The organism is Nitrobacter sp. MLSD-S21, from assembly GCF_058809865.1.
In genome coordinates this window covers 146,357-165,458 of record NZ_JBXASZ010000004.1, presented here as the reverse complement: position 1 = coordinate 165,458, position 19,102 = coordinate 146,357, and the positions used below count along the sequence as shown (strand labels likewise).

General features: G+C 54.0%; 21 protein-coding genes. 13 read left to right on the top strand and 8 right to left on the bottom strand.

Annotation, left to right across the window (positions count from 1 at the left end):
* Nucleotides 1-26 precede the first annotated feature (26 nt).
* The 3 genes from AC1RT6_RS14010 to AC1RT6_RS14000 all read right to left on the bottom strand — a co-directional run bounded on the left by AC1RT6_RS14010 (nucleotide 27) and on the right by AC1RT6_RS14000 (nucleotide 1,354).
* A complete protein-coding gene (locus tag AC1RT6_RS14010) occupies nucleotides 27-626 on the bottom strand; it encodes a hypothetical protein (RefSeq protein WP_079445196.1) in 600 nt (199 codons plus the stop codon).
* A 201-nt stretch (nucleotides 627-827) separates the two neighbouring features.
* On the bottom strand, nucleotides 828-1,202 hold the full coding sequence (locus tag AC1RT6_RS14005) for a DUF4870 family protein (RefSeq protein ID WP_472791062.1): 375 nt from the start codon (nucleotides 1,200-1,202) through the stop codon (nucleotides 828-830).
* Nucleotides 1,190-1,354: a hypothetical protein gene (locus AC1RT6_RS14000; RefSeq protein ID WP_158081477.1), complete on the bottom strand. Its 165-nt coding sequence runs from the start codon at nucleotides 1,352-1,354 to the stop codon at nucleotides 1,190-1,192. Before AC1RT6_RS14000 ends, AC1RT6_RS14005 begins: the two co-directional genes overlap by 13 nt.
* Before the next feature lie 129 nt (nucleotides 1,355-1,483).
* On the opposite strand from AC1RT6_RS14000, the gene AC1RT6_RS13995 reads away from it, so the two are divergent.
* Nucleotides 1,484-1,714, top strand: coding sequence for a helix-turn-helix domain-containing protein (locus AC1RT6_RS13995; protein WP_079445195.1), 231 nt, complete (start codon nucleotides 1,484-1,486; stop codon nucleotides 1,712-1,714).
* A gap of 216 nt (nucleotides 1,715-1,930) precedes the next feature.
* On the opposite strand, the gene AC1RT6_RS13990 is transcribed toward AC1RT6_RS13995, so the two are convergent.
* Entirely contained in the window at nucleotides 1,931-2,350 is a 420-nt protein-coding gene (locus tag AC1RT6_RS13990) for a DUF6641 family protein (protein WP_173815866.1), read from the bottom strand.
* A 324-nt stretch (nucleotides 2,351-2,674) separates the two neighbouring features.
* Here AC1RT6_RS13990 and AC1RT6_RS13985 point away from each other — a divergent pair, with 324 nt between their 5' ends.
* The 5 genes from AC1RT6_RS13985 (at nucleotide 2,675) to AC1RT6_RS13965 (ending at nucleotide 5,306) form a co-directional block, all read left to right on the top strand.
* A complete protein-coding gene (locus tag AC1RT6_RS13985; protein ID WP_493029509.1) occupies nucleotides 2,675-3,121 on the top strand; it encodes a DUF2513 domain-containing protein in 447 nt (148 codons plus the stop codon).
* A gap of 66 nt (nucleotides 3,122-3,187) precedes the next feature.
* Nucleotides 3,188-3,517: a hypothetical protein gene (locus AC1RT6_RS13980; RefSeq protein ID WP_139372801.1), complete on the top strand. Its 330-nt coding sequence runs from the start codon at nucleotides 3,188-3,190 to the stop codon at nucleotides 3,515-3,517.
* A gap of 49 nt (nucleotides 3,518-3,566) precedes the next feature.
* Nucleotides 3,567-4,304, top strand: coding sequence for a thermonuclease family protein (locus AC1RT6_RS13975; RefSeq protein ID WP_079445192.1), 738 nt, complete (start codon nucleotides 3,567-3,569; stop codon nucleotides 4,302-4,304).
* 151 nt (nucleotides 4,305-4,455) lie between these two features.
* Nucleotides 4,456-4,716, top strand: coding sequence for a hypothetical protein (locus AC1RT6_RS13970; protein WP_079445191.1), 261 nt, complete (start codon nucleotides 4,456-4,458; stop codon nucleotides 4,714-4,716).
* Nucleotides 4,717-5,012: 296 nt separating this feature from the next.
* Nucleotides 5,013-5,306 (top strand): PepSY domain-containing protein, encoded by a 294-nt coding sequence (locus AC1RT6_RS13965; protein WP_079445190.1) that lies wholly within the window; start codon nucleotides 5,013-5,015, stop codon nucleotides 5,304-5,306.
* A gap of 827 nt (nucleotides 5,307-6,133) precedes the next feature.
* Here the strand turns inward: AC1RT6_RS13965 and AC1RT6_RS13960 are convergent.
* Nucleotides 6,134-6,289 (bottom strand): DUF2934 domain-containing protein, encoded by a 156-nt coding sequence (locus AC1RT6_RS13960; protein WP_472791064.1) that lies wholly within the window; start codon nucleotides 6,287-6,289, stop codon nucleotides 6,134-6,136.
* A gap of 1,624 nt (nucleotides 6,290-7,913) precedes the next feature.
* Between AC1RT6_RS13960 and AC1RT6_RS13955 the strand changes: the two genes are divergently transcribed.
* Nucleotides 7,914-8,120, top strand: a complete 207-nt coding sequence (locus AC1RT6_RS13955; protein WP_472791066.1) for a hypothetical protein — start codon at nucleotides 7,914-7,916, stop codon at nucleotides 8,118-8,120.
* A 186-nt stretch (nucleotides 8,121-8,306) separates the two neighbouring features.
* Nucleotides 8,307-10,166: a PAS domain-containing sensor histidine kinase gene (locus tag AC1RT6_RS13950; RefSeq protein WP_472791067.1), complete on the top strand. Its 1,860-nt coding sequence runs from the start codon at nucleotides 8,307-8,309 to the stop codon at nucleotides 10,164-10,166.
* A 345-nt stretch (nucleotides 10,167-10,511) separates the two neighbouring features.
* Here the strand turns inward: AC1RT6_RS13950 and AC1RT6_RS13945 are convergent, their stop codons facing one another.
* From AC1RT6_RS13945 to AC1RT6_RS13935, 3 genes are all read right to left on the bottom strand, one after another.
* The gene (locus AC1RT6_RS13945; protein ID WP_472791068.1) at nucleotides 10,512-11,942 is read right to left on the bottom strand and encodes a hypothetical protein; all 1,431 of its coding nucleotides are present in this window, start codon (nucleotides 11,940-11,942) and stop codon (nucleotides 10,512-10,514) included.
* A gap of 603 nt (nucleotides 11,943-12,545) precedes the next feature.
* Nucleotides 12,546-13,112, bottom strand: a complete 567-nt coding sequence (locus AC1RT6_RS13940) for a UvrD-helicase domain-containing protein (RefSeq protein ID WP_472791069.1) — start codon at nucleotides 13,110-13,112, stop codon at nucleotides 12,546-12,548.
* Nucleotides 13,109-14,458, bottom strand: coding sequence for a protein kinase domain-containing protein (locus AC1RT6_RS13935; RefSeq protein ID WP_472791070.1), 1,350 nt, complete (start codon nucleotides 14,456-14,458; stop codon nucleotides 13,109-13,111). Before AC1RT6_RS13935 ends, AC1RT6_RS13940 begins: the two co-directional genes overlap by 4 nt.
* Before the next feature lie 208 nt (nucleotides 14,459-14,666).
* On the opposite strand from AC1RT6_RS13935, the gene AC1RT6_RS13930 reads away from it, so the two are divergent.
* From AC1RT6_RS13930 to AC1RT6_RS13910, 5 genes are all read left to right on the top strand, one after another.
* Nucleotides 14,667-15,251, top strand: a complete 585-nt coding sequence (locus AC1RT6_RS13930) for a tyrosine-type recombinase/integrase (RefSeq protein ID WP_472791071.1) — start codon at nucleotides 14,667-14,669, stop codon at nucleotides 15,249-15,251.
* Nucleotides 15,252-15,419: 168 nt separating this feature from the next.
* Nucleotides 15,420-16,310, top strand: coding sequence for a dienelactone hydrolase family protein (locus tag AC1RT6_RS13925; protein ID WP_493029508.1), 891 nt, complete (start codon nucleotides 15,420-15,422; stop codon nucleotides 16,308-16,310).
* 785 nt (nucleotides 16,311-17,095) lie between these two features.
* Nucleotides 17,096-17,377 carry a hypothetical protein gene (locus AC1RT6_RS13920; RefSeq protein ID WP_472791570.1) on the top strand — a complete coding sequence of 94 codons (282 nt, stop codon included), beginning with the start codon at nucleotides 17,096-17,098 and terminating at the stop codon, nucleotides 17,375-17,377.
* Nucleotides 17,378-17,665: 288 nt separating this feature from the next.
* Nucleotides 17,666-18,223, top strand: coding sequence for a hypothetical protein (locus tag AC1RT6_RS13915; RefSeq protein ID WP_472791073.1), 558 nt, complete (start codon nucleotides 17,666-17,668; stop codon nucleotides 18,221-18,223).
* A gap of 96 nt (nucleotides 18,224-18,319) precedes the next feature.
* On the top strand, nucleotides 18,320-19,072 hold the full coding sequence (locus AC1RT6_RS13910; protein WP_472791074.1) for a hypothetical protein: 753 nt from the start codon (nucleotides 18,320-18,322) through the stop codon (nucleotides 19,070-19,072).
* Nucleotides 19,073-19,102 lie beyond the last annotated feature (30 nt).

Below are 19,102 nucleotides of genomic sequence, written 5' to 3'. Positions count from 1 at the left end.
AATTTGACTTCTGAAAGTAACGAAGCTCAGCGGTTGTCCAAGATCGAGACCATATATCCCCCATCCGTTCCCGGCTGAACGCTGTATCTCGTTGTCACGCCGTTTTCTCCGTCGGCCCCGAGAATGAGGTTTATGAACTGATTGTTGGTGGCCAACTGCCGAGTGCAAGTGACCCGCTCAATATTGGGATCAAATTCGAGGGCGACCGGGTCTGAAACGAACCTGACTTCTGTCGGCGGTGCCTTAGGCGTCGGGTGGTTGGCCTTATACTCGTCAATGACGCGTTGTTTAATTCGCAGCATCTCCTGACGAATTTCCTTAGCCCTGACCTGGTCGATTGTCTTAGCCCGTTGCACTTCCAGAAGTTGCGCGTAAGCTTCTTTATAGGCTGGATCACTCTGTATTTCAGCTTCCGTCAGACCAATGACAGCATCTTTCGGAAGTCCAAGTATGCTGGCGAAAGTGGTGTTAGACAACATGTCGACCCACTCCCGATGTAGTGTCCCCTCAACGTCCCTTGCCGAGCACATGGCTTGCGGCGACGTGGTGAAGGCGCCACTCAAAACAGCAGCCGATAGGCCAACGGCGACAACTGCGGCAGAAAAGATCAGAACTTTCTGGGTCATGAAGAGCCTCTATTTTTCTATGGGACTTCCGCTTGTCGCCTTGCGTGTTGCGATTTGAGGAATGAGACGTTTTCGATGGTGCGGCCGGAAAATTGCATCGGCACGCGTTAAACTACGTGATCCGCATGCCGCGTCGGCGGGTGCCTTCGATTGAACCGCCCATCGAAGTTCGGACGCCTCACGCTCTTCTAAAGGGATCTCTCAACCGAATAACCAGGATTTAATCGGCCTGCCATCGTTCAAGACGACCATTCCCTTGATGATGCGGATGATGCTCCAAATGAGCCACCAGACCAGCACCGGGATGCCGATCAAGACGTAGGCAAGGGGCCAACCGACGACGAGATACAGAAGCCCGATCCAGAAGGTCCGAATCTGAAACCGGTAGTGGCTTCGCAGGACCTCGTCGGACGACGGTGCCTTGACGTGCGCAATGATGACCCCGACCAGCGCCGTGACGCCGTTCATGTAGCCGATGAGGTAGAGGATGTAGACGGTGAGCGCCAACCCGCGCTGGCTGACAAACGAGGTCGGCCGCTCCGCTGGCTGATCGGAAGAGTTAGTCATTTCCGCCAACGCTGCTTCTCCCACATCACCAAGTAGGCGCCCGCAACGATGATCAAGGCCGTCATCGTCCAGATGGCTCCCTTATCCGTCCAGCGATATCCCGGAAACCACAAGATCAGTGCTCCGGCCAGAACGAGTGCCGACAGTTTGTCAATTTGCATTTCAGCCTCCCTTCATCTCATCACAGACGAGATTCTACCCTCGGTCCCAGAATGAGTAACTGGCCTATCAGAAAATAATGTCTGTTTAAAGCGGTGGGTTTATAGCGGACACGGCGGTTGGCTGTCCGTATGGACTATCGCCAAGTCTTTGCCGCCAACCTGCGCCGGATCAGGCATGAGAAAGGGATTTCTCAGGAAGAGCTCGCCTATGAGGCTGAGGTCAATCGGACGTACATGAGCAAAGTGGAAAAGGGCGATACGTGGGTGGGGCTGGAAATCATGGTCAAGCTCAGCGACGCTCTTGGTGTCGAGCCAGCTGACCTATTACAACGTCCGCCGAGGCGTGGCCGTAAGCGCTAGATTCCTGCGTTGAAATCCGCGCTGCACAGGATTCACCGGCTCACAGGATTCCCGGTGACTGATCATCCGAAGATCCTTTGGCTCAACTCATCCCTCTTCAGGACACACCAGAACGTCCGGGGTCTGAAGAATGGAGAAATACCTTCTCAAGGATTTGGACGTTCCAGAAGCCCAGAAACCGGGAGTGATTGAGCCTCCCGGTTTATCAGGTGGGCTCTACTTCTTCCCGACGGCAGGTCGCGACTTGCTGGCATTTGCGAAGAGATCATCCATTTCGCCCGCGCGAACGGCTTCGATCAGGGTGTTGATCACCGTCGGCAGCTTGTCCTTCGACGGGACGGCGATTCCGGCCTTGCCCTTCTCAAACTCGATGGGCTTGGCACCGAACTTGACAGACATGATGATCTGGCCGGTGGAATCCATCTTCCACCATGGCCGGACCCTCTGCCTACGGACGACCGCCTGCTTCTGGCCGTCCACCTCAGCCATCCTCTGGACAGTACGGACATATCCGGGATCTTGAAGAAGAAGCTTCTGCTCCTCCAGCTTTTCAATGAATTTAGCCCTCCGGATATGGACCGGATCACTGGCGGACTTGGGCATTGCGGTGAAGGAAAGGGACTTCAGGACTGGCATTGGGTTCTCCATGCTTGGATCAAACCCAGCCCGTTTTAACATCGCGCCCGTGCTTGTAACTGGCCCGCACCTGGCTTTTTAATCATGGGGTCGAGGGTTCGAGTCCCTCCGCGCTCACCAACAAAATCAATAACTTAAACTCATATCACCGCAATCCGGAAATGCCTCGTGTAGGCATTATGTTGGCAAAGCCATTATCGAATAGGGCAGCACGGCCCGGCGGCCCTTCGCCACCACTTCCAGCCGTCAGCATCGCCGCGCGGATTTGCGGTCAAGGGCGCGTTGCTATGATGGTAACGGTCGATAATTTGACGGAGGGCGTTGATGCGTTGGAATCGAGACTTGCTGCGCCGTATCCTTCTAAAGGTCGAGGCCTTACCATCGGGCGGGCCGCATGACCTGACGATCGATGATGAAGACCCCCAAGATGTGGTCGACCATCTGGGCTTGGCAGAGCAACAAAAGCTGATCCACGCACTTGTTCATAGAGCGGGCGGCAGAGCAGATCGCGTCGTCGTTCACAGCCTGACTCCAGCTGGACATGACTGGCTGGAAAAGGAAGACAAGCAAATCGACATTCCTGGCGCAGCCGTTAGAGCAATGGCCGGTGGCGAGGAATCGGCAAGCGATGCTTGGGTTAATCTCGCCAACGAAAACGGCGCGCGGCTCTTAACGGAAGACGGCCAAGCCATTTTGGTCGAGAAACCCGACGGGGCGCACATTGACGGTCACGTGGTCCCCACGCGGACGTCATCATCCGGACGGTCTTAGGCAACCAGATTCAGGCGCAGCTCACCGCTGTGGCGCTGCTCACCGCAATCGAGTTGAAGATCAAGCTTGCTGCGCGAGAGCGGTTCAAATTCTGAAATCGACGAATTCAGCAATCTGAAGCATCGCGTCGAAGAATTCCTGGCTGCGAATGCGAAGCGAGACGGAGAGCCGATCGCGAAGGCGCTTTCGATCGCAGATGGACTTCGCCACTTCTGGGAGGAAAAACACGTCAGCATCTGCGAGAAAACGCTCGACATGACGCTGTGGGGCGCCGGCCTCGCCTTTTGCAGCGCGGCCGGAGTGTTGACGGTTCCGACCGCCATAGCAGTGGCCGCTCCGTCATCAAGTGGGACAACCGCGAACAGCAAAAGCTTCTTCATAACGATACAGCCATGATATTTAAGGCTACAAGAGAGTGAGAAACGCACCTACCCAGGCGGTACCAATGTTCACCCTCTCACGCACTGTCGCCGCCACTACTTTTGTTGGATTGCTCTGTTTAGCCGGCCTCGTAGCTCACGCTGAGACCATCTCAGGCGAGCCGCGCATTATCGACGGCGATACCGTTGATATTGGAGAGAAAAAGATCCGGCTGCAGAGTATCGATGCCCCAGAATCGGACCAACTGTGTCTGGATGCCGAAGGTAAGAAATGGGCATGTGGCATCGCCGCGCGTGATGCTCTCTCGGACTTCTCCAACAACCGGCCGTGGTCCTGCGAAGTATCTGGCAAGGAAAGCTATGATCGTTCGCTCGCTTTTTGCTCCATCGCCGGCCATGACATCAATCAGTGGATGGTCCAGCACGGATGGGCACTCGCATCCGTTAGGGATTCCAACCGCTATGTCGCTGATGAATCATGGTCCCGCGAGATACACGCCGGACTTTGGTCTGGCGCGTTTATTGCCCCATGGGACTGGCGATCCCGGAGCAAACAGACCGTCATTCTCGGCTCCGTCTCAGTGCCCGCGACTGCTCAAAAGCTCTTGCTGGAAGGAATGTCGTCACAGGAAGCTCCCGATCCGGCATGCACCATTAAGGCCGGCGTGCACGACGGCGAATGCATCTATCACATCGTGGGTGATCGCTGGTATGCGGACATGAACATGGCTAAGCCGGATCACAGATGGTTTTGTTCTGAGAAAGAAGCCGAAGCCGCGGGATGCAGGGCACCGAAGCGTTAAAGACCCCATTCGAACGATGGCCATGACCGATACGGTCGCTAGTGGTTCATCTGCCGTTTCTGCATTTGGGGACGGTCGTCTTCGTCGCCATTTACATCTGAGTTGGTCGACGCCGTCGCCCCAGACGTCGCCGCGACAAAAGGAGGGTTTGATGAACAAGCGTAAGAACTTGTCTCACATCCGAACACTGATAAAGGCGCGTGGGCAGGAAGTCCCCTCTCGACAGGGGGATAAAGAGCCTTCCCTCGATCCCAGGGAAGCCTTGGTGGATATCCGAACACTGGCCCGTGTTGCCATAAAGAGTGAGGACACCGCCGTCATGAAGCGCGATTTAGAGATAATCCTGGCGATCGTCGATAAGGCATTGCCGAGTGGGCCAGAAAACCCCTCCGAAGCGATCTTTGGAGCGTAACTCCAAGAAAACCCCACCGGAGCGCGCGCTGAAGGCGAAGCGATAGGAACGCCTTCTGCTCCGCGCATTGGGTCGGAGGAACGGGCTCATGCCTGACGTATGATCACCGTTTCGATTAGACCCGCCGCGATACCCATCCCGGCGGGCCTTTTTGCGGATCAGAAGCAGAACTGTCCGAGCAGACCGGCCCCCCTCGACCCGGTTGAAGCGATGAATGCGGAACGGTCTTCCGCCACATGCGTTTTGCTGAGATGTGTCAACAACGTCTAATGTCTGAACGCGCTTGGAGAACGATCATGCGAAAAAATCTGTTTCCCGCCGCCGCCTTAGCCATGATCGGATTCACTGTTCCCGCGTCGGCAGCCGACGTCGGCTACGTTCAGGAACCGGTGACCGAGAGCTACACCCAGGCGGGACCACTGCCGCTTCAGGCGGCAGTCGATATCGCCAACGGTATCGGACTGGTTTCCGTGTCAAACACGAACAAATGGGGCAACGAGTGGCAGGTCGAGGGCTATGACGTTGCCGGAAGCTATATGGAAGTAGATGTGGATGCGCGCACCGGCGCGATCGTAAACGTCAATAGGTGACGTCGGTCGCAGGCGCCCAAGCCAGGCCGACGAGGCGGCCGAATCGATCGATTAGCAAGGTCGAAAGAGCCTCTAGCTCCCGGAATAGAAAACCCCGCCGGAGCGGGGTTGAGTTTGCAAGTAAGCGCGCCGTCGACGTGATTGTTCAGACGGCGCCAAACACCAACGACCCGCAGAGGTGGAAGCTTTGGACAAAACATGGCTCGACTTTGGCGCTCTGCCATGGTTTTCTGTCTGATGGGCCAACTCCTCAAAACAACCAACTGTCCTATCTGCCGGAAGCCAATGACCATGGCATTGCCGCCAGGCGGCAAAGGTCCGCGTGTTCTCACGTGCGTCGACTGCGACTGGCTACGGGACGAGACGGCGAAGAGCTGGCTTTCTGGTGATTTGGGTCGCGATCCGCCGAAGACATAGATCGACGCAGAACGGACCACCGACTACTGACAGACGCCTCTGTGGTGCGGAAGAGTTTGGCGATTACAGAAGTGGGCTTCCGAGTTTCTTTCAACAAGGCAAGTTCTCGATCGTCAGTTGATGTCCATTGCCGTGCCATGTTCGGCAACGTGAGCCGAACATGGAAGTTCAATCCGCGCTGTAAAATGGCGGCACTTCCACGAGCGTACCAATCACCCGGAGCAGTGCCTGCTGTTCAGGGCCTTTTCCACTCCTGAGGAATTCTCCCAACTCAATATGCGACAACCGTCCGCCGGAGGGAGAGTTGGGCTGATGAATGATAACGGCGTATCCATTCTCAGGCTCCCGCCCCAAACACCAGCAATCACCATTCGGACTTCGATAGAGTTCGCGGCGCTCTGTCATAGGACTCATGTCGGTCGATCAGGGCTGTCGAAGTCTTCCGACCCGCAAAGCTCGCGCTCTGCCTGTTGCCAAAACTCTTCGTGGCGACCTTCGGGCTTTCCTGCAGCCTCCCATAATTGATGGGCTCGCTCCCTTATCTGCTCTTCCGATGGCCGATCCATGGTTTGCCTCCTGTGGCCGCTTAAAAAGAAAGGGCCGCGCGGGCATTAAACCGCGCGGCCTTTCCGGTGACTGTCCTGCTCGTCGCAGAATTCCGTCCCGTCAGATAAGCCCCTGATCGCAGCTGGTTCCTATTTCCGGCCTCCTGAACTTTCTTGGGCAAGGTTTTTCGGATTGCTGCCGGCCTCTTGGTGAGCGCATCGAACTAGGAACGTCGCCTCACTCCAAGGGTTGACCATTGGACGGACGGTGTCCTCCGTTCGATCCATCGACTCCCGCCGGTGAAAATCCACCCCACCGGCGGGTTTCATGGATCGCTTCAGTCCGCGCTCCGCAGCCGCTTCATCGTGAACTCGATCTCGCCACCGGGCAGCTCGCGCCAACTCTCGACCGCGGTCATGTACGCAGCAGCCGGCCAGCGATGCAGGAACGCCGCCGCGGGCAGCGGTAAAGTCAGTTTCTCCCGCTCATCTCTGCGGCTGTGTCTGGGTCGTGGGCCGGATGAACTACAGCTGCGCAGCAATCGTAGCCCGCTAGCTTCGTTCTTATCGCCGAAGTGATTGCGGTCTACGTGGGCGAACGACAAACGGACTGGTCGCCGTTCAGCGCGGACACTTCACCCGCTGGCAGATGAAAAAGCGTGGCCAGAAGTAGCGAGACCAGAAGGAACATGCCGATGACTGTGGTAATGAGGAAATAGCGTGCCATGCGCGACAACGAGACAGTCACGCATTGGTTCGATTGAACCATTATTTCGGCGACTTTAGCTCAGGCGACCGCAGCCAGAGTTCCATACCAGCGGCCGTTTCGGCTTGGTGCGCCTTACTCTCGAGTTCATCTCGCTCTGGGCCGTGCGGAAGCTTTTCAGCTTCTTTCCGGAGGCGTTCGGCCTCTTCGGAGCACCGTTCGAAGAAAGTCAGCTTTTGTTTGAAGCGGCGACGCTGTTCCATGACGCTACCTCCTGCTACGGGTCCTAACCGCATGGTTTTGCAGATAGCGTAATAATGTGTAGGAGCGAACTCAGTTCAAGTGTGGACTCAAAAGCGCAACTGTCGGGAACGACTTTCATCCAATCGTATTGAACCGCGGGAACGGTCGATCATTCCCCGCCCGTTGTGATCCCCGAGCCCGAATTGGCCCGCTGTGGCTCCAACTCCAGCGGGCCTTTTCGCGAGCTTCAGCGTTCGCGCGGGTTTGCGTTTAGAGGCTACGCCGCCGTCCCCTGCGCCCGAATTTTCGCTCGGCGCCGCCGATCAGCCTGCCGCCTATCGGCCTTTTCATTTCCATAACTTCGTTCCACGTAACCTCTGATACCGTCGACGGCTTCACCATCTTGCGAGCGGGCGTTTTCAGATTGGCCGGTTGCGGTGTGAACGGCGATCCGAGGATCTTAGTCAGCCTCCACCGGAGCGCATCCTCGAGGCGATCTTGCAAGCCAAGATCAATCAGCGTCCGCAAGATTTCCGCGAGGGGCACGCGATCCAACGCCTCGAGCCAGACCAAACCACGATCGGTCCAATCGTCTGCCGTGGCGTGATCGGAAGATCGTTCAGCGTGCCGGATGGGTTGCGGCGCTAATGATCGTGTTTGCCTGCATGGCAGCCGGTCATTTTAGATGACACGATCATGGCCGATGTAACCCACTACGTGACACCGCCCTTTGGTGCTGGCGACAATGGCCCCGAGCAGCGCGAGGCTGTCGAATGCACAAGTGCGAATGCAGCGATACGAAGTGCTGAGCGAATGGCGCGGGCTGAGGGACAAATTGGTGCGGTGGCATTCAGCCGTATAGGCGATCCTGCCAGCGGTGAGTTTGCAGATGCGGTTTGTTGAAAGCATTTGGCGAAGTGCCGAGTGATTTGAGCGCGCTTTAACATTCGGATGTTCCGAACTTCGCGAGCAACGGAACAACCAAGGTGGGTTTCGCATCTCGTCCACATGGAATGAGCTTTTCCTCGAACCTGGCTTCAGCGTATTATCCGAATGGCAGACTAGTATCGCCGCTTCGAGACACACCCTATGCGCAATGCGAGCCCGGAAGCGGGCGAGAAACAGAACGAGGCATTTCCGTTTCGCGGCGGTGAGATAGGTTCGCTTATTCGTGCGTTCGACTTTTCAAAGACCAGCTTGGGACCGATTTCCGGGTGGCCCGCGCATCTGAGAATCACCATTGGGCTGATGTTGCCCGCGAAGGCGCAGATCGTGATGTTTTGGGGCCCGGAGTTCTTAGCGTTATATAACGACGCCTATGCTCCGACCATTGGTAACAAACACCCAACGGCGTTTGCGCGACCGGCACGAGAGAGCTGGACGGAGTTGTGGAGCGACCTTGAACCGTTGCTAACACGGGTTCTTCTTACGGGCGAAACAGTGTCCGCAAAGGATCGACCGTTCGAGATCGAACGGCACGGTTATCCCGAAACCGTTTACTTCAACATTTCATACTCTCCAGTATCCGACGAGACAGGCCGAATTGACGGTGTTCTGTGCATCGTCGAGGAGACGACGCAGCGCGTTCTTACCGACCGGGCGCTCGCGAAAGCGGAAGAACGGCTTTCCTACGCGCTGCAGGCGGCCGGCATGATCGGGACCTTTGATACCGACCTTCGAACGGGTACTGTTTATTCGGATGCCCGCTTTGCGACGATGTTCTCGGTAGCGCCTGAGAAGGGTGCCGCCGGTGCTCCGCTTGCCGATTATCTTGCGGGAATCCATCCGGATGACGTCGGCCAGGTTAGCGATGCCATACAGCAAGCGATTGTGACCGGCGAAAAATGCATTTTGGAATATCGCGTCTTGAAAGCGGACGGGACGGTCCACTGGCTGGAAGTGCACGGCCAATGTCTCTATGACGAAACTGGCAAGCCTTGGCGGATGCCTGGCGTTGCAGTGGACATTAGCGACCGAAAGCGAGCCGAGCTAGCGAGCGGGCATCTTGCCGCAATCGTCGAGTCCTCTGGCGATGCGATCATCAGCAAGAATCTCGATGGCATCATTACGATCTGGAATGCCGGCGCAGAGCGATTGTTCGGCTATTCAGCCGAAGAAATTGTCGGCAAACCCGTCATGATCCTGATCCCGGAGGATCGGCAGAAGGAGGAACCCGACATCCTGGCGCGGCTTCGCAGGGGCGAGCGTGTTGAACATTTTGAGACGGTTCGTCGACGAAAGGACGGCAGTCTGATCGATATATCCCTGACGATTTCACCGATCCGAAACAGTGACAACCATATCATCGGCGCTTCCAAGATTGCTCGCGATGTCACCGATCGCAAGGCGGCCGAACGTCTAAATTCCACTTTGCTACGTGAGATGAAGCATCGGCTCAAGAACAATCTGTCGACCGTGCTCGCGATCGCACGGCAAAGCTTTGGCGGTCATGAGAGTGAAAGCGAGGACTTTCGCAAATTCGAGGCACGTTTGCTGGCCTTGTCGAAAGGTCATGATCTGATCACCCGCGAGGAATGGGATAGCGCAGAACTGAGGGATATCGTTGCGCAGATCATCACTGTGCATGGACGCCGGCGATTTCAGATCGAAGGGTCCGATCTGCGGCTTTCGCCAAAATCCGCATTGGCGTTGACGTTGGCACTACACGAGTTAGCGACGAACGCGGCCAAATATGGCGCACTATCCGTCCCGATTGGCAGAGTCACGATCAGGTGGGAAATCGAGCAGCGTGACGTCCCGTGGCTTATCTTTTGTTGGCAAGAGCAGGATGGCCCGGCGGTCTCACAACCCAGTCGAAAGGGATTCGGTTCGCGATTGATCGAACGTGTGTTAGCACTCGAACTGATGGGCGATGTCCGGATCAATTATGAGCCATCCGGCGTCATCTGCGAAATCGTCGCCCCCCTTGCCGCCGACTGGGAAGAATGATCGCAGACTAAGTGAAGCCTTCTGGACACCTTCGGACATGGTTGGACGAATCATTCCGGCAATCACGGGCGGATCATCGCCGCCCTGACCCAAGGATGCTTTGCGCCACAGGTCGCGCGCTTCAAGGAAAGAAACAGATGATACTTGGTCCATTCTATCATCAGTTCGTGCAGGCGGTTGACCCGCCACCATATTTTCTTTGGTCGTCATACCAGCCAATTGACGGCTTATGATAAAACTATCCCGCTCTGTCATTATTTAATTAGAACAGGAAGGTTCTGGAAGCGCGGAGCCAGCAACACTCAGACGCTAAAATGAGTGATTGTTTAGTTTTCTCGATGACATCTATTTCAACGGCAGCTTTGATTGTGTTCCACCTCGCCTTTGATTTCGCGGCTTGTTGGTTCGAGGTTCATTTCCATACTGCCCTTTTCCAGAAGAGCCTTGCATAAGCTCGCGCAAATAGGGCCATAAAGAATCTGCGAGCTGAGCAAACTCTTCGTTGCGAATTAAGCGTGCCACTTTCCCATAACCGGGCGCCGTCGAGGTAGCTTCATGACTCGCTTCGTTTGCTAGTGGCAGTGAAATATTTACCCCCGGAAGAACCGACACAGTAAGGACACGAGACTGTTTGATCCGCAAATGAACAAACGGATCACTGAGTTGGGGATCAACTAGAACTTCTGCTTCGTCCAGCGAAAAATCACAGGTAGGTGGGTCAGAGATCCTGAATGGTCTGAGTAGTTCACGAGCCACGAGTCTTCCGAGGCCATCAAAACTAGACGTCCATACAACCCGCTCACCAATGCTGCCGAGAACATATGCCCATGCGGTGATTTGTGGCCACCTCCTGGATGAGGCCTCCACCAAAGAAAGGCTAGCCGATCCCCCCGCCGCCACAGTCGCTAGATATCCCGCCAACATAAGAACGGCATTCTGTTCTATAGAGTTATCCCCCACCTCATCAGCGAGCAAAACTAACCTATCAAACTGTTGCAGTCTTTGCTCTGGAGATAGCCTCCCAAGGTTTCGAAATACATTTGCGGAGGGAACTAAATGTTCCAGCGGTTCTACAAAATGATGACTTTCATTTGGATCAGAATGGATGCGCGAAAATTCCAGCGCTCGAATACTTTCTGCCAGAATTGAAAATTTGCTCCGATGTGAGATCGGTCTCGATCGCGAGGTTTCCAATAAAACATCCCAAACGGGAGCCAAATTTTGCCGAAGGCGGATGTGCTTTGACGTTGATCCGCGTACTAGACCCTGGGCGTGTTCATATCGCTCTAGGATTTCTTCCACCTGAAGGCTGGGCCAAAGCGCGGTGGCGCGCGCAATGGCATAACTATGCGTTGAAAAACATGCCGCGATCTTAATCTGCGAGATGGAGCGCTCCGCTAACATGAGAGCCTCAGCCACAACCAATCCAGTCCAAGCAGCTTCAAATCCACTCAACTCGGCCGATCGCTCAACAGATTGCAGGCGCTCAAGCGCCCGTGGCGTTATCACATGACACCACGCTGAAATCGGCGAAAGATCACTGCGTAGCTGTGAGTATCTTCCAAAGAACCGCCGAAATTCTTCAGGTTGCAAAACGATCGCAACTGGTCGCAGAGGCTCATTACCATCTTGATTATCGCGACAGATTACGCCCTGTGAACGAAAATCGGCGTGGCTGGGCCATGGCGATCCATGCCCGACCCTTCTTCCCTCCAAAATATCGCCTAATTCGGCTTCACCATTGGGCTTGTAGAAGCTGTATTCATCGACTGACATTAGGTCACCAGAGATTAGGTTCAATCGGCAAATATGAGCGAGCCAGATCCTGAGGGAGCGAAGTTTCGTAATAGAGATCTAAGCTCGTTTTCGCCCTGGTGACTACGGTATAGTAATGTTCAGTGGTGTGATACCAACTGAGATCATCACAAAATAGCCAATGTACTGCACGAAATTCGAGCCCCTTACAGCCCGCAACCGTCAAAATGCATATGGGAATAGAACCGTCAAACTCGGTGGAAAGCGAGCCATCCTCAAGAGATCGCGATCTAATGATTTGGCTCTTCCCGGCAAGACTCCGATCGTTTTCCATATACTCGAATAATGCTTGTCTATCCCGTTTACGCGGAACAATCACGCCAAGCCGATCCCCACTTTTAATGAAGTCCGCATAAACTCTGATCTGATCGCGAAGTTTAGCCGCTGCGCTCCTCATTTGGTCCGCTCTCGGTATCGGCCCCTCGGCCTCAATGCGACTGGGCGTCGGTCCTACATAATGCTGCGTCGTGGCTAGATTGGTGCCACCCTGAGCCTTCATTATGCGGTCTGCCATTTGACAGATTTCGGGAGCCAACCGGTAGTGAAAGGGTAGTATGTGCTCGCCTAGCGCTGGCTGAAGTTTGCGAATTCATCAATCCCGCTGGCGCCGTTGTAGATCCTTTGCCGATCATCCCCGACACAAAACAACACCGAGGCCCATTGCTCCAAAAGCTTGACTTCCTCACACGTCAAATCTTGCGCTTCGTCGATAAATAACGAGTCATACTGCGGCAACCGTCCTTGCGAAAAAAAGCCAAGTGCTCCGCTAGCTAGCGTTTTTTTCCACTCATTCAGATCATTCGTCTTCGGCGGTAGCGAAGCACTATGTTGCCGATACATATCTCGTATCCACGACTCTAACGTCGATACGCACGCAAGTGGGAAAATTTCTTTGCCCTGCGCATCAACGCATCCTGTCTTCAGAAACTCCGTGAGAGGCCGCGTAAATGTTAGCACCAATACATTGGGCATATTCTGAGTACGAACGAACTGAGCTCTTCTCAAGAGCACATTTGTTTTTCCAGATCCTGGCGGACCAAGTATAAGCTGAGATTTTCGTAGAGGAAGATTCTCGATCAACGCAACTTGGTGCTTGTCTAATTGATCCTTGCGTGCCCACCAAAGCGTCATTTGCGTCCCTTAATGATTGAAGTCGCAAGCCGAGGCATTGCGGCCTTGGCACTATCTAATAGCATTTCAATTACGTTCGGGCCTTCTTCAATATCGGGAAGGCTCAGGCTTTCCATATTGCCGTTTTCGTCACTGAGTTCAGTAGAGACCTGAAAACTATCGGCTGAAGGCGCGCTCACGAGCGTCAAACGGATACGAAACTCGAATTTTGCTACATCTGTTGAACCGGCTTTGTCGGTGCTCCATCGGAAATAGACAGACTTTGAGCGATCAAGGTCCGTATGAGCTACACCATGCTCCGCAGTAATTTTGTGTTCCCTCAAATGCTCGGTAACGGCGCTTTCTAAATTGCTGGCCACTTCTGCGATCCTACGTAGTTTCGCACCTTCATTAACATCGTCGCTTACCTGCGATGCATCATGCACGAAACCAATCGCATTCAACGCGTTGCTCTGCACGCGCGAGGTATCAGACAAAAAATCCTCGAGCTTCAATTGGGATCGTCTTCTCCAGTCTTTGTCGAGAGCGGCGCGCGCAATCAGTATTAAATCGAAATCGACATCTGACGCTCGTATCTCTGGCGTCACCGTGGCTACAGCCCAAGCGAAACGGTATCTATTTTCCTTTGATCGCTTAAACTCCTTCTCAAACAGTGGTTCACGCATTATTAGATCATACAGAAGCGCGCCGAGCTGATAAATATCCACCGCGTGCCAGAGTTCGATCGAAGGTTCGATTAGTCGGAAGAGATAGTCTGGCGGTGAGTATCGAGCCGTAGCAACGATGGGAAGCTGCTCTCCGTGGTCGGTTCCTAAACCCACTGGATCGAATACGTCGCGCATGACCGAGAGGTCCAACAGTGTAACCTGCTCGTAATCATCACTTACGAAAATGTTCGCAGACTTAATGTCTCTGTGACAGAGATTCTCCTTCCTGAGAAAAATGCATGCCCGCGCAATGCTATCGACTATGTGACGTATTTTGTTTCGTGGTACTGTGTGGAGAATTTTCTCTAGTTCGTTTCCGGGTGCGCGACTCATCAAAACAAAAAGGCGGCCTTCAAATCGACCGCCATCGTAGATTTTGACAAGATACGGACAGTTATGCATTCCGAGACGCTTTTGGTGAGCGACGCGCTTTTCCTCGACAGCGCCTTTTGCGCCAGTAGAAAAGAATTCATCGTATATTTTTAGAGCTCTGCGTCCATCGGGCGATTGAATTGAGAACACGGGTGCAGTGCCGCCCCTTCCTGCTTGATCGAGGACCTTCCAACCGTCACCTTGCTGAATGCACCAACGACGCGCTAACTCAAGATTAAGGATGTCGGTTTCAATTTCGTCGGTCACTCAAGCCTCGCAGCTAGCCAGAATCTCATTTAAGTTGCATAAGAACGACGCTGCAATCAAGTCGTTAGGGCTCAACACTTCCTTTTGCGTCGCAGAGCTTTAGAAGGATTTGCGAGAGCCTGTGTACGCTATCGGGCAACCGACCCTGTACGATTACCCGTGACTTGATATGTTTCTGCATCCTGACAGATCGATCAGGAGCAAAGTCATGTCTCTCGGAAAGCAGGCCAAGCCCTTAACGAAAGCCCAGGTTGAAGCCGTCCTGGGCTCTCTCGCAAAGACCCGCCATCCCATCCGCAACAAGCTGATATTCCTGCTCTCGATCCGGGCAGGACTTCGTGCCCGTGAAATAGCCCTACTCACCTGGAGTATGGTGACTGATGCAGAGGGCAAGGTCGGCCACACGATCGCGCTACAGGACGAGGTGAGCAAAGGTCGGTCCGGACGGGTGATTCCAATAAACTCTCAGCTCGGGGCAACCCTCATTGACTGGCACGAGATCCAGAAACCAACTTCAAATTCTCGGATCATCTGCACTGAACGGTCGAAGCAGACCTCCCCTCAGGCTATCGTGAACATGTTTTCCCGATGGTACGAGCAGATCGGTTTCGACGGGTGTTCAAGCCACAGCGGGCGACGCACCTTCATCACCAATGCAGCGAGAAAGATTTCGCTTGTGGGCGGATCACTCAGGGATGTGCAGATGTTGGCGGGGCATACGAGCCTGCGCGTTACACAGAGATACATAGATGCCGATCAAGATGCCCAACGGAAGATCGTCGAGATGATTTGAGCAGGTAACTTGACTCAGCATCCGGGGAATGTCCGATTGTACGCATGACGAATTCAATCTCACCATCGCGCTAGGTCCGAATCAGACTTGTGTTGCAGTGCAGCACGTAGAGGAGAGGCAACCGTTCTGATCCCCGAGCACGCTGTTGACAAGCGGGCGCTGGGTCGGATGCTTGAGATCATGGATCGCGATGACCTGAAGCGGCTTCTTGGCCCCTTTCCAACACGATGCCCGCTTGATGCTGTTGTTCTAGAAACAGCCGATTGTGGCGTTTACGTGCGAGAGACTGTCGAATACGCAGTCGAGACCGATGAACGCGTCAAATGCTTTTTGCTCGTGCCCAAGCATATCAATCGCCGTGTACCCGCAATCTTTGCGCATCATCAGCATGCGAGTCAGTTTCATTTGGGAAAGAGCGAAGTTGTCGGACTGAAAGGCGATGCAAATCAAGCATACGCTTCGGAACTTGCAGAGCGAGGATATGTCGTCATCGCGCCCGATGCTTTGGCGTTTGAAGAGCGGAATTGGAGCAATCCATCCGGACATGCCGAGTATTACGAACTCGCCACGCGTCTTGTACAAGGCAAAACGTTACTCTCCAAATGCCTCCATGATGTCAGCGTAGCCCTGGATTTCTTAGTGGCGCGGCCGGAGGTTGATCCGCTCCGGATCGGATTCATAGGCCATTCTTATGGTGGCAGAATGGCCATCTGGGCTCCAGCGCTCGATAACCGCATTCGAGCATCGGTCTCAAATTGCGGATGCGTGAGCTACAAGCAGTCGTTAGTCCGCGACATTGGCGTTCAGATGGAATTTTGTCTGCCGGGTGTGCTTCAATTTGGGGATGTTGAAGACATCGTTCGGCTTGTTTCTCCTCGCGCGCTACTTATACAGGCGACTTCAGACGATGTATGGTCTCGGGGAGCCACCGTGACATTTGACTATGCTAAAACCGCATTTCCAAAAGGAAAGCTGGAGCTTCGATGTTGGCCAGGCGGTCATGTGTTCACGCAGGAAATGCGAGAAGCGGCATATCGGTTTCTTGCCGAGCATCTATAGAGAAGGAATAGTCCAACCCGGACGTAGCCGTGTGATATCCGGTTATGGGGTACTCTAGGAAGCGCCGATATCTAGCTTCGCCCGGCAAAAGGCATGAAGCTCATCCATGCGCATTGCTCTCATCCAAAAAAATCTTTCGAGGAGTCAATTTGGGCCACCGTGAACTATAAATATTCCTGAAATCTCAGGATCGACGCTAAGTGCGCGTCCCGTAACGTCGAACTAAAGAGAGTTCGGGGCAATGCGGTCATAAATCCGGTGGACTGAGACACTGGTGAGCTGGCGAGCTTCATACAAGTGGCCAGAGCAGACGAGGTCAGCATAAAAAGTCTGCACGAGAGGCGGAAAAGCTTTAGTCCGCCGAGCGAGAGGGATCGTCGTCGAATCGGCCCCTCAAGTTGCGCGCAATAGCAGAAGGTAAACGGTCAATCCGCAGCGCCTGATCTTACCTGTTGGTTCTTCTGATTCGACTATGTCCGACCAATAGACGCAACGCGGGCATGGCTTCTGTCGCTGGCAAAGCTATGCCCTCTCAATCCGCAACCTTAAGAATCGGATCAGAACAAAAGAGCTGATGCCGAAGGCATCATCACCCGAACGAAGTGAGGGTGAGTGACAGGATCAGTAGGAATGGTTTTCTTGCGGTAAGTTAGCCAAACACTAGTTGGTAAGCCTCTGGAAAAACACTCTATCCGGCAGATCCGAAGGATTCACCCGAGCGAAGGGAGGGTGAGTGAATCAGACTTCCGTTTGGTTGCCACCGCTCAAGTCCTCGCGAAACTAGCATGCAGATCAAATCTGTTGGCACCAGTCGGCTGATGCACCATCAGCGCACGTCAAGTACGGGGCGGCATTCTCATGACATCCCAGAGCATCGCTTGGACAGCTTCGAAATCGTTATCTCATTTGGCTCTGTTCCTCACCTCACTCCCGTACCCTTGCAGCGTTGGCACTTTAAAACCTTGTCGCCTTTCTTGAGCAAGCCCTTACCCTCACAGTTTTTGCATGTCTGTTTTTTCTTTATGTTCGGGCCTTTTTCATTGGCCATCGTGTTCTCCAATCAATGAGATAAAGCAAGAGTTGGGGAGTGATCGCGAAAATGCGCCCGATCAAGCGATAACTTCTAATCATGAAGCGAAATATTTCGAAGAAACGGTGGCCATAACTAGGGCTGCCTAGACTGACAGTGCTCTTGGGTGCTGCCTAGCATGTACCTAAATCCGCATACTACGAGCGGGCATCACCCCTCGGAAGCGGAAATGGAAGGCGCACATGGCCGAGGCTCCTTTCGCCACCTTGCCTGTCGTAATGGAAATCAGCAAAGTCGTTGCTGCGCCTCAGTGCAGGGGGATTGAATGACGAGCAAGCGATACAAGCCTCTCTTAGCCGCTGACTTGCAGAAGGCAAAGAAAGAGCAATTGAAGCCTACGGATCCAGCTCAATGGAGGCGAAGTGAGTACAGTTACTCTTCCCCGGAAGGAGCTAAGTTTTATCATGATGTCGGTGAATGGTTTGAGGTTGTTTCGAACATCGTTGTAGTCGCAGATGACCGTGTTGAGGGGAAGCGGCTACACGGAGCAGCGGCCGTTCGGCGGGCGTTTGCTGAGGCCGGGCTCGATCCTCGAAATCCAAATCACTGGCTCCAGCTCGTACAGATCTTTGCCGATGCACACTATTTGCGACGACCGACCGATAAGAGAAAGACGCGTTCGAAACTAGATGAAATTAAAGCTCATGCGGAAAGTATCCGGAAAAAGAAGCGGGGTATCAGCAAGACTCATCTGATCGATGAGATGAAGAGATCATCGAAGAAATATCCCTCGGAAAGCACCCTGGAAAAGCTACTGCATAAGGCGGGGGTCCGTTGGTACACACAGCCGGCGAAAAAGCGATTTTCGAAAAAGTCAAAATAAGGGGCCCGTGTAAACGCCCACCCTTCTGTTGCGGCCTGTTTTATTTGATTGGGCAAGCAGAGCAGCCCGCTCTGCTGCAACAAGAGGAGAGTTACAATGAATCGAAAGCAGCGCAGAGCTTCGAAAGCCAATGATCAATCGAGCGCATTTAAGCTCGAACACTCCACTTACGCTGGCGCACTCGCGAGCCCTTCGCAGGGATCGTTCTGCTATTATCGGGTGACTGAGCAAAACGGCATTAGACGAACGATTCCAAAGGGAGAGCCTCCGAAGCGGTTCGACCTAACCGACGCGTTCAGGGCTCAAGCCAGCTGGGGGGATGGTTCTCAAGAGCAAGAGTCAGAACAGGACACGGGTGTGGTAGTCGTCCGGATGATGCGATCCATTGATCCTGAAGATTATAATCGTCGATGCAATTGGCTCGAAGCCATCAATCTCGAACGCACAAAGGAAGATTACTCAGAGTTCGTTCGAGTCAATCGCGAATACATGCGTGATAGACTTTATGAACTGCGACCGCCGGGTCTTGATTTCATTCACGCAGGCCGCGCGATCGTTGAAAGCGCGGGTTTTGAAATCGAATCAGCGTTAGTCCAGCATTGCCTCCACCTCACGGAAGCAGATTCCGATATTGAAAAGGCGTTCTATTGCGCGATCACAGCAGCCGTGAACAGCTGCCCCGGACCAGCAGACTGGGATATGATTGCCCTCGCGTTAGCGACATTCGTGCACACTTTGCCACACTTCAAGTCGATCGTTCAGCCAGGCGAGTTTCATCAGCCGTTTGGAGACAAGACCGGTTGGCGAATGGCAAAGAACCCCTGTAGCTCCACTCGGCTGCAACCCTAAATCCAACCACAACCTCTCTACGAAACTGTC

Coding starts and splice junctions, on each gene's coding strand:
- AC1RT6_RS14010 (WP_079445196.1), bottom strand. CDS start 626: ATGACCCAGAAAGTTCTGATCTTTTCTGCCGCAGTTGTCGCCGTTGGC.
- AC1RT6_RS14000 (WP_158081477.1), bottom strand. CDS start 1,354: ATGCAAATTGACAAACTGTCGGCACTCGTTCTGGCCGGAGCACTGATC.
- AC1RT6_RS13995 (WP_079445195.1), top strand. CDS start 1,484: ATGGACTATCGCCAAGTCTTTGCCGCCAACCTGCGCCGGATCAGGCAT.
- AC1RT6_RS13990 (WP_173815866.1), bottom strand. CDS start 2,350: ATGCCAGTCCTGAAGTCCCTTTCCTTCACCGCAATGCCCAAGTCCGCC.
- AC1RT6_RS13985 (WP_493029509.1), top strand. CDS start 2,675: ATGCGTTGGAATCGAGACTTGCTGCGCCGTATCCTTCTAAAGGTCGAG.
- AC1RT6_RS13975 (WP_079445192.1), top strand. CDS start 3,567: ATGTTCACCCTCTCACGCACTGTCGCCGCCACTACTTTTGTTGGATTG.
- AC1RT6_RS13970 (WP_079445191.1), top strand. CDS start 4,456: ATGAACAAGCGTAAGAACTTGTCTCACATCCGAACACTGATAAAGGCG.
- AC1RT6_RS13965 (WP_079445190.1), top strand. CDS start 5,013: ATGCGAAAAAATCTGTTTCCCGCCGCCGCCTTAGCCATGATCGGATTC.
- AC1RT6_RS13960 (WP_472791064.1), bottom strand. CDS start 6,289: ATGGATCGGCCATCGGAAGAGCAGATAAGGGAGCGAGCCCATCAATTA.
- AC1RT6_RS13955 (WP_472791066.1), top strand. CDS start 7,914: ATGGCCGATGTAACCCACTACGTGACACCGCCCTTTGGTGCTGGCGAC.
- AC1RT6_RS13950 (WP_472791067.1), top strand. CDS start 8,307: ATGCGCAATGCGAGCCCGGAAGCGGGCGAGAAACAGAACGAGGCATTT.
- AC1RT6_RS13945 (WP_472791068.1), bottom strand. CDS start 11,942: ATGTCAGTCGATGAATACAGCTTCTACAAGCCCAATGGTGAAGCCGAA.
- AC1RT6_RS13940 (WP_472791069.1), bottom strand. CDS start 13,112: ATGACGCTTTGGTGGGCACGCAAGGATCAATTAGACAAGCACCAAGTT.
- AC1RT6_RS13930 (WP_472791071.1), top strand. CDS start 14,667: ATGTCTCTCGGAAAGCAGGCCAAGCCCTTAACGAAAGCCCAGGTTGAA.
- AC1RT6_RS13925 (WP_493029508.1), top strand. CDS start 15,420: ATGCTTGAGATCATGGATCGCGATGACCTGAAGCGGCTTCTTGGCCCC.
- AC1RT6_RS13920 (WP_472791570.1), top strand. CDS start 17,096: ATGCAGATCAAATCTGTTGGCACCAGTCGGCTGATGCACCATCAGCGC.
- AC1RT6_RS13915 (WP_472791073.1), top strand. CDS start 17,666: ATGACGAGCAAGCGATACAAGCCTCTCTTAGCCGCTGACTTGCAGAAG.
- AC1RT6_RS13910 (WP_472791074.1), top strand. CDS start 18,320: ATGAATCGAAAGCAGCGCAGAGCTTCGAAAGCCAATGATCAATCGAGC.